At 41.9% G+C, this 3,987-nt stretch carries 1 protein-coding gene; it reads left to right on the forward strand.

Annotated elements, in window-relative coordinates:
• Window positions 1-3,161: T9SS type A sorting domain-containing protein (locus tag LVD51_RS19855; protein WP_236973127.1), on the forward strand; the 3,161-nt coding region annotated here is incomplete at its 5' end.
• Between the last annotated feature and the right edge of the window lie 826 nt (window positions 3,162-3,987).

The raw sequence follows: 3,987 nt of genomic DNA on the forward strand, positions 1-3,987 counted from the left end.
TATCAGATTATGAGCAATCTCAATTTAAACCTTATCCCTCAGAGATAGAAGAGGCTATTCGAGCAGGAGAGCAGTATTCATCAGCCAAAGACTGGGAGCAATGCCATCCTATCATATACACAACGGAAAGTCATGACTGTGCTGCAGATGTATTCGTACCTAGTGTGACCTTGAAAGATAATTGTTCAGGATTACACAGTGTAAAAGCCATGGTCAATGGTAGAGCGGTACAATTGGAAAGATTGGCTACTACCGAAGAGGGTTATGTAACTTTTGCCCATACCTCCAATCCAATCAGAATAGCTTTCGGTGGACACGGAGTACAAACCGAAGTAAGATACGAAGCAGCGGATAGCTGTTGGAATCAAAGCGAATGGTTTAAATATATAGAGATCAAAGACGCAACTCCACCAACCGTCATCATGGACGATGAAGTATTGGTATCCATGACTACGAAAGAAGCTTGGGTAAATGCAGAGACCTTTGACGAAGGCAGTTGGGACAACTGTGGCATCGACTTGATGTTGGCTCGTAGAACGGACTGGTGGTCAGATACAGCTTGTGTAGATCTTTGTCCTACTGGTGAAACTTACACTGACTGGGTCGACTTGCTCGAAGATCTTGGTTTCTCTGATGTTGATGGGGCCTTGGCAGGAGTATCCCAGTGTGGAGAATACGATTATGATATCACGGCCTTGAAAAAATTCTTAAACTCAGAGACTGTAGAAAATCACTACTACCAAAAATTGGTATGGTTGTGGGAAGACAGCTATGAGTGTGGAGAATTTGTGGTGCATGGCTGGATTTATGATATGGTTAAATACATTTTGTTGAATGACAACTGTAGCGGACCGGATGCCGATCATGGTAACAGATTGAAAATCGAGGAATTTGAAGGCTTCTTGGATGCCATTACGGGCAAACCGGGATATGGAAAAGAAGTGAGCTATCTAGGAGGTGGATGGAGCCCAGCGATACCATTCAAATGTGAGGATGCCTGTGAGACACCGACGGTAGAATTGTTGGTGATGGATTACTGGTGTAACTGGGGCAAAGGCTGGTTAGACGTAGAAGTAGAGGACAAATCACAAGCGAAAGTACACAGAGCATTGGCTGATGTGGCCATTTCCTGTGAGTCTTACAACGTAAACTATAAATCCATCATTGAAGCGGCAGCAGCCTATGGAGAAGGAGGATCGGTAAACGATAGCACAGGAGCTTTTGATGCCTTGAATGCAGCCTTTGGTTATTACGAAGCAGCTTGGGTGAATAGCAACGGAGTAATCACCGATGCAGCAGGCAATGAAATCACTATTGAGGACTTGCGATTCTCTATTGAGAACATTACTTGCGCGGAGACCGAAGAAGTGACAAAAGTAGCGGATACCTTGCACGATGGAATCATAGATTGGATCAATGTCACTGAGCGAACTACTGATTTGGTAGCAGAATCAATAGATCATTCATTAGGTTTATTGTCTATATTGTGTCAGTCAAGAATCGAAACACAAGACGTATGGGTAGATCTAGACGACTGTGGCAATGGTATAATCACCAGAAGATTTGATATCAGTGGAGGTTGTGGACCGAAAGCACCGAGCTTTACCTTGGAACAAAATATTTATGTGAATAGCGCCTGTGAATTGGGCATGTCAATGTTTGATACACCTGCTGATACTTATACTCAAGAGTCACCTGTTTGTGTAACTTCATTAGAAGCGGCAAGTACGGAATTAGCACCAAGTGTAACAGGAAAAGTTGAATTGAAAGCGGACTTAGTAGGAGCCTTGTGTAATTCTATCGCCATCGGAGTGAAGGAAGAATACATCAGTGAAGTACAAACCACAGGAACAGATGGTCCTCAAATGTATAAACTGACAAGAGTGTGGAATATTAGAGATTGGTGTTCAACCATTGAGAGAGACTACGAGCAAACCATAGTATTTGTTGTCGATGCCAATTGTGCGGCCAATAATGGCGATGTGAGTTTGACAGGTCAGATCACAGATCAAGATCAAGAGGCGATAGCAGAAGTAGAAGTGAAGGCTGTCTTGAACAGTGGAAGTCCATTGACAGCAGAGACCACGGGTAATGGTCAGTATGGCTTCAATCTCGATTGGGGCTCTTCAGTGAGTATAGTACCACAGAAAAACACCGGTCATGGACAGGGCATAACTACTCAAGATGTGATAGCTATCCAGAGCCATGTAATGCAAGAATCTGTATTGACTAGCGATTACGATAAAGTGGCGGCCGATGTCGATGGCAATGGTATGATCAATGCCTTTGATATCTTGGAGACGAGAAGAATGGTGTTGACGCCGAATCGAAAGTTGGCGAATAATACGAGTTGGAGATTTTTCGTGTCCGATGGAAGTATGAGAGAAAGTTTCGAATCGACTAGTTTGAGAGCGGACCAGAATATAGATTTTGTAGGAGTGAAGATCGGTGATGTGAATCGCACTGAAAATGTAGGTCGAAGTCAGAGAAGTGGATTGACAACTTTAAATTTGAGTGTGGTGGATCAAGGATTGATATCTGGTGAATTGTACCGGGTAGATGTTACATCTGAGAACTTCGATGAAATTACTGGAATGCAGTACACCTTAGCTTATGCGAACAATGCGGTAGAGGTAGAGTCTATCGAAGGGGGCGCATTGAACTTTACAGAGGACAATTACGTGAAATACCGTCCGGGATTTATCACGGCCTCTTGGAGTGAAGGGAAGGCCATCAGCGTATCTGAGAATGAGGTATTGTTTACCTTGGTTGTCCGAGCGAAAGCAGATGTTTCATTGCGAGATGTATTGTCTGTGAGTGATCGGGTAATTATGGCTGAGGCCTATACTGGATCAGAAGAGTTGAAGAATATACAATTGCAGTACAATAGAAGAGATGCGATCTTTGCCTTGTACCAAAACACCCCGAATCCCTATGCTGGTCAGACGGCTATCGGATTTACCTTGCCAGAAGCCTCAGAGGCTACTTTGACCATGTACGATGTGACGGGGAAAGTATTGAAAGTCGTCGAAGGCAGTTATGGTAAAGGTTACAATAAGGTCTGGGTGAACAGTGAGGACTTTGGAATGTCAGGAGTCTTGTATTATCAATTGGATACGGAGAAGTACACCGCGACGAAGAAGATGGTGGTGATAAAGTAATAAGTAGATATTAGATTATAAAAAAAGGAGTGGCTTGAGTTTTCAGGTTGCTCCTTTTTTGTTATAATGTTTCGTGGTGGATGTAGGAACCGGGCTTCGACAAAGCTCAGCCACCGCTGCCTAGGTGTTTCGTTTGTGAACGAGGGAAGTACGAAGGGACATCGGATGAGAGAAGTCTGTACTGCCGTATTGTGACTAGATAATATGGGGGAGCGCTGGTAAATATCAGTAACATTACAGTGGTAATTTCCTTACGGTTTATATTGTATTCAAGTCGGAGCAAGAGGATTCTATCTCAATATTTTATAGCTGTCTCATTATAAATAGCTTATGTAAAGTCCTGAAAGGATGTAATATGTCAGGGCAGGACGAAGTCCTGTCTTAGGTCATGGTGTTGATATAAGTCCTGAAAGGACGACATAATATCAAAAGATGGTTTTATGAAAGGCTGCCTGAGATTGTCCGATTTTATTATGTCACCCTTTCAGGGTTTATTAATTGCAATCAATCTTTACGATGGAATGCTTCCATCGCTGACATATGTCGTCTCCTTCGGGACTTTTCCTCTCAATATGAGATTATTGTTTAATTACAATTGTCTATAAAAAATGAATGTAAAGATTTGGTTTATAGTGTGATATCGCAATTTATTAATCTAAGATTAAATTGGATTTTGAGTTTATTTTATTCTATGAATAGGATATTTATAGATATTAACAGTTTGTATTTATTCATTGTAAAGTCCTGAAGAGACTGTTCAATTAAGTGTGTCTACTTATCTTAGCAAACTATGAAAAAAGAGAAGAAAAACGAGAAGGAAATACTA

The organism is Membranihabitans marinus, from assembly GCF_021729155.1.
Lineage (GTDB): Bacteria > Bacteroidota > Bacteroidia > Chitinophagales > Saprospiraceae > Membranihabitans > Membranihabitans marinus.